This window comes from Candidatus Methanomethylophilaceae archaeon (assembly GCA_017524805.1).
Classification (GTDB): Archaea; Thermoplasmatota; Thermoplasmata; order Methanomassiliicoccales; family Methanomethylophilaceae; genus Methanoprimaticola.
On the sequence record JAFXUX010000042.1, the window covers coordinates 1 to 5225 of the forward strand.

Sequence of the window (5225 nt, forward strand, 5' to 3'; positions counted from 1 at the left end):
GAGGCGCGGAGAAGGTTCCTTCGGTGCTGAAGGAGACTCTCTGCGGAATCATCGTGGGAATCATGTGCATGATGGTGCCGATGGCGATGTTCTCGGGCGAGGACCAGATGGCAGAGCTTATAGGCGGATTCGGAGGGCTTGGAGCATGGGCTTTGATGGGACTGTGCGTGCTGAAAGTCCTCATGACGGCGTTCTGCTTTCGCTTCGGCCTGAAAGGGGGACACTTCTTCCCGCTGATCTTCGCATGTTCTTGCCTCGGGATGGGAATGTCCATGCTGTTGTTCCCGGATTCGTTCAGCCATGTGGCGTTCGCTGCTGGTGTGCTGACAGCAGCCACGCTCGGAGCCCAGATGAAGAAGCCACTGGCTGTCACGATGCTGCTGCTTCTCTGCTTCCCGTTCCGCATGGTTTTCTGGATCTTCGTAGCTGCAGTGATCGGAGGCTGGATTGCCAGATTGGTGGACGGGAGAGGCGGTCCCGCTCCTGCTGCATACGAAGACGAAGCCTCGACCTGACGGCAGATCCGAATGTTCTGTCAGCAACAGATATGAGCCTGTTCGGTTTCGATAGAAGTGTCGATGCGAATGAGTATTGATCTCAGAGACCCTAACAATAAGCTGTACGTCGTCTGCACGCGGATATCCGTTGCAATAATGATGGCGGCTTCCGTGATTTCCTTGGCCTACCTAGTCGCGGCAGCGCCTGGAGAGGCTTATATACTCACGAGCAGCGATGACTCCTTGGGTGTTACGTATCCGCTCATCTGTGCTGCGGTCTTCGTCGTATGCCTCGCACTGCTCATCAAGGACTTGTCGAAGAGGATGAGCGGCTGTCCAGACGACGAGAAAGACGCCCGCTTCATGAGGGCATCTGTAAGCAAGGCGGGGATGCTGTTCTCCATCACCGCATTCACCAGTGTTGCCGTCATACTGCTGTCTGATCTGATAGGGGAAAGCATCACGGAGGATTTTCTCTCCGGAATGACAGATTACGAGTTGATGGTCTGCATGATGTGCGCCGGACCTGAAGAAGAGTTCCTCTGCCGTATGCTGCTGATAGGCCTTCCTGTCGCGCTGGTCTGTCTGTTGAAAGGACATCCTAGATGCGCCAAGAACATGCTGGGCGGATTCGGGATTAGCAGAACGGCTCTGACATTCCTTATACTGTCCTCAGTGGTGTTCGGACTGATGCATCTGGACGGATGGAGCATCATGAAGTTTCCGGACACTTTCATCTCCGGGATGCTCTTCGGCTACGTGTATATCCAGTACGGCGTCCATGCGACCATAGTGATGCATTCGTCCTTCGATCTCATCTCGTGCTTCGATGTATTCTTCGATGGGGCAGGCACTATCCCGCTGATGGTGATGTGCGTGCTCGGAACGGTTCTCGCGACCAGGTCGCTCTTCAAAATGAGATCCTACGTCCCGAAGAACAGTCTGAACGAGCCGTTCGAAGGAAGTCTCAGGGAGATGTGGGAGCGGGACTGAAGCGGTTGACCGACAATCCCCAGCACAGAGGCTTTAATACCCCAGACAGCACTGTTTCACAGGTTAACCATGTTCTTCGAGAGGGAAAAGGTCGATTCTTTCGAATGCTTCAGCCTGAAGATTTCTGCCATGCGCTCCGCATTTCTTTACGAGGCCGTCTGCGAAGGTCAGGAGGTTTCCATTACAGTGAGCAACCCTTATGTTTCGGAAGATGAAGAAGGATACTCGATAGCCAAGTTCAAGCAGGAAACTGGATCGTTCATAGACCTTCTGAATGAATGCAACTTGATGGATTGGGACGGTTTTCAAGGCAAACACCCTTACGGAGTCAAGGACGGGGTCATGTTCTCCATGTCAGCAGTGGTCAACGAAGGAAGGAGAATACGCGCAAGCGGTTCGGAGAATTTTCCCAAAGGGTACCATGAGCTAGAAAAAGCCCTGTATCAGATGATGAGGGACAGCCAGAATCCCGATATAAATCATTGAATTGATTAGGGCAAATAATTTTGCTCTAATCTGCCCTAATCAATTACCGATAAACAAAGACCCTCAACAATTAAAGATTCTGACCTTGATGCCTTCCTGATGAAATACGAGCTGGTAGAACTGAAAGAAACCATGATTGCTGGATTCGTAGCCCGTACCAGCAATTCCTCACCTGACATGGGAGCCGTCATCGGAGGAACCTGGAAAAAGCTGTTCTCGGAAGGAGGATACTCTTCGATACCTAACAAGACCACCGGCAAAACGATGGGGATCTACACCGATTATGAAGGCGACGAGCACGGAGAATACACGTTCATGGCTGGATGCGCCGTGGATGGAGATGTTCCTGACGGCTTCGATGTGCGCACGCTTCCCGCTGGAAAGTATGCGAAGTTCGTCGTCATCGGCAACATGATGACGGCGGTAGGCGAATTCTGGAAGGAGCTGTGGAAAATGGGCCTCGATCGCACATTCGTCTTCGATTTCGAGGAGTACCAGAACGCTGACCCCGACAATTGCGAGATCCACATCTATATCGGCGTGAAGGGATGAGATTTGCCGTCCGACGCCTCGACCCTGGAGTCCGTCAAGGAGATTCTGCCGGAGATTACTTCGCGCAAAATGATGGGGGAATATCTTCTCTACAAGGACAGGGTGCTGTTCGGCGGGATCTACGACAACAGGCTGCTTCTGAAGATCACCAAGTCTTCCGCCACGATGCTGGCCGATTTCCCCTCGGACTTCCCTTACGAGGGCGGAGGAGAGATGATACTCTTCCCACAACCGTACGACGGTGAGCTTCTGAGGAACGTCGTTGATGCCATGGTCGAGGAGCTGCCCAGACGCAAGCGATCGCTTCGTCGGACAGCATCCCTTGTTCATGTAAGATGCATGTATTGCACCCGTCCAGAAGATAAAAGTACAGAATAATCCGATTCTCAACCATGTACAGATACGAGCATTGCTGCAGCAACATCTGTTGCGGATACTGCTGGACCGATTCCCAGATGTATGCCGGAGTCTGCCCCAAGTGCGGATTCGGATGCGTCAAGGACCGCCAGATCGGAGAATTCTGAAACTTGTTCTGCTCCGGGGCGATCTAGCACCGCTCCGAGCGATTGATTCGATCGAGTCCATACCTGAAAGCTTCGACATGACGGAGTATGGATCTATACATTGCTATCCTCTACACGACATCCATGTCGTCGATAGTGCTGCGGCCGGGGCTGGACCTGAACCCTGTATTCGGGCATGCGTCCTTCATCGCCGCCTTCATCCGCCTCCCGGTGTTCGTCATTCGACCGGCTGAGGAACGCTGACAAGAAAGAGGCAGCATGAGCCCCATCAATCGTCTATCCTCTTGACCACTCTGGCCGGCACTCCGGCGACGAGGGTGCGGGGCGGAACGTCGTGTGTGACCACAGCACCTGCGGCTACGATGGAGTCGTGTCCGATGGTGACTCCCCTCAGAATCGTGGCGTGGGAGCCCACCCAGACGTTGCTTTCCAGGACAATCTCAGAAGCCATGACATCGTGGCGATGGTCCGGATCCATGTCATGGTCAATGGTGGCGAACACGACCTGATGACCGATCTGGCACCCGTCACCTATGCGTACTCCGCCCTGGTCCTGGAAACAGCATCCGGAATTGATGAATACCCCTTCCCCAAGTGTTATGTTCTTACCGAAATCTGCATAGATCGGAGGGAACAGCATGAACCTCTCGGGCATCTCTTTGCCGATCAGACGGCCCATGAGGGCCCTCAGCTCCTCCTGGTCGTGATATCCCGAATTGATCTCGGCGGTGACCTTCTGAGCCTTCGCCGCATAAGTATCCAGCAGCTTGAAAATGGGGTCGTCGTATGATATCTTCTCGCCGGCGGCGAACTTGTCCAGTAGCACATTCAGAGAAGGGTCCGACATGCCTCCCGATATAGTTTGAAGCTTATTATCTGTAACGAAAGGAGAAGGAGGCGAGGTATGAAAAGACGAAACCTGCATAATGCCACTTTCGCTCCAGTCCCCCTTCGTACCCGATTTATATACGAGACATCAATCAGAACAGCATCACTTGTCGAGGCGATAATCTGGACCGGATCATAATCCACGTGGACATGGACTGCTACTACGCCTCGGTGGAGATGAGGGAGGACCCCTCGCTCAAGAACAGGCCGGTTGCGATTCTCTCGCCGGCGGATCAGGTCCAGGTAGTTGGAACTTGCAACTATCCAGCCAGGGAGATGGGCCTTCATTCGGGCATGTCCGTGTCCGAGGCCAGACGCCTTTGCCCATCCGCTGTGTTCATTAACGGCGACCTGAGGAAGTACCGCGCCGTCTCCGAGGAGCTGCACCGGCTCTGGTCCGAGTACACCGATATCATGGAGCCGGTCATGCTGGACGAGGCTTACCTTGACGTCACCAACACGGCCCGCGACTTGGATGAGGCCAGACGCTTCGCCCACGAGATACAGCGTCGCGTCCTCGAGGAGATGGGGATGGGATGCTCGGTCGGCCTCGGATACAACATGGTGTCCGCCAAGACCGGCAGCGAGGAGTTGAAGCCTAACGGATACTTCGAGATACTGTCGCCTGATGATTTCGTGGACCTTATGGAGGATCGCGACATAGGCGAGGTCAACTCCATCGGCCCAAGGACTTCGGAGAAGCTCGGCTGCCACGGGATCAGGACCGTGAGGGACGTCCGCGAGAACAGAGCCGAAGTCGCCAGCATATTGGGGTCGCAAGCCAAGAGGATCATCGATCTTGCCGACGGCATCGATATGAGGCCGGTGACCCCGCGCATCCCGGAGGACGCCAAATCGATAAGCAGAAGCCTGACATTCCTCAAGGACATCGACGACTACTGGCTGCTGTCGGACGTCGTCTTCCTTGTATGCGTGGACATAGCGAACGTCCTGGAAGGATACGGCAAGTTCGGCAACGGGATAGGGGTCGCGGGAGCGTACAGCGACAGGGAGCCGTTCGGTTCGAACAAGATGATGAAGATGTGCCGCGATCCGGTCGAGCTGCACGAATCCGCCATGTCCATCTTGGACGAGATTCCCTTCCGCCCCGTAAGACGCATCGGGGTGTACGTGTACAACCTGGTCAGGCAGGATCCCAAGCAGAGGACGCTGGACTCCCTGATGGGCATCGCGGAGAACGGCAGCGCTGTCGAGGAGAAGTTGGAATCGATACGCAAGAGGTATGATCTGGACACGCTGAACAGAGAATCCGTGGACAGGGACA

The 5225-nt window shown here is 54.5% G+C and carries 7 protein-coding genes; 6 read left to right on the plus strand and 1 reads right to left on the minus strand.

Features of this window, described 5'->3' with window-relative positions; translation table 11 throughout:
• From IKP20_08600 to IKP20_08620, 5 genes are all read left to right on the plus strand, one after another.
• Positions 1–515: chloride channel protein (locus IKP20_08600; protein MBR4505004.1), on the plus strand; the 515-nt coding region annotated here is incomplete at its 5' end.
• A 69-nt stretch (positions 516–584) separates the two neighbouring features.
• Complete coding sequence (locus IKP20_08605) at positions 585–1490, plus strand: CPBP family intramembrane metalloprotease (protein MBR4505005.1); 906 nt, start codon at positions 585–587, stop codon at positions 1488–1490.
• Between the two features lie 69 nt (positions 1491–1559).
• A complete protein-coding gene (locus IKP20_08610; protein ID MBR4505006.1) occupies positions 1560–1976 on the plus strand; it encodes a hypothetical protein in 417 nt (138 codons plus the stop codon).
• 99 nt (positions 1977–2075) lie between these two features.
• The gene (locus tag IKP20_08615; protein ID MBR4505007.1) at positions 2076–2528 is read left to right on the plus strand and encodes an effector binding domain-containing protein; all 453 of its coding nucleotides are present in this window, start codon (positions 2076–2078) and stop codon (positions 2526–2528) included.
• Positions 2529–2531: 3 nt separating this feature from the next.
• Entirely contained in the window at positions 2532–2906 is a 375-nt protein-coding gene (locus IKP20_08620; protein ID MBR4505008.1) for a TfoX/Sxy family protein, read from the plus strand.
• Between the two features lie 414 nt (positions 2907–3320).
• On the opposite strand, the gene IKP20_08625 is transcribed toward IKP20_08620, so the two are convergent.
• Positions 3321–3899, minus strand: a complete 579-nt coding sequence (locus tag IKP20_08625; GenBank protein ID MBR4505009.1) for a hypothetical protein — start codon at positions 3897–3899, stop codon at positions 3321–3323.
• Positions 3900–4084: 185 nt separating this feature from the next.
• On the opposite strand from IKP20_08625, the gene IKP20_08630 reads away from it, so the two are divergent.
• The coding region (locus IKP20_08630; GenBank protein MBR4505010.1) for a DNA polymerase IV at positions 4085–5225 on the plus strand (1141 nt) is incomplete at its 3' end.

Bases quoted from the DNA above. Each gene is read 5' to 3' on its own strand.
- IKP20_08605 (MBR4505005.1), top strand. From the start codon at position 585: ATGAGTATTGATCTCAGAGACCCTAACAATAAGCTGTACGTCGTCTGC.
- IKP20_08610 (MBR4505006.1), top strand. From the start codon at position 1,560: ATGTTCTTCGAGAGGGAAAAGGTCGATTCTTTCGAATGCTTCAGCCTG.
- IKP20_08615 (MBR4505007.1), top strand. From the start codon at position 2,076: ATGAAATACGAGCTGGTAGAACTGAAAGAAACCATGATTGCTGGATTC.
- IKP20_08625 (MBR4505009.1), bottom strand. From the start codon at position 3,899: ATGTCGGACCCTTCTCTGAATGTGCTACTGGACAAGTTCGCCGCCGGC.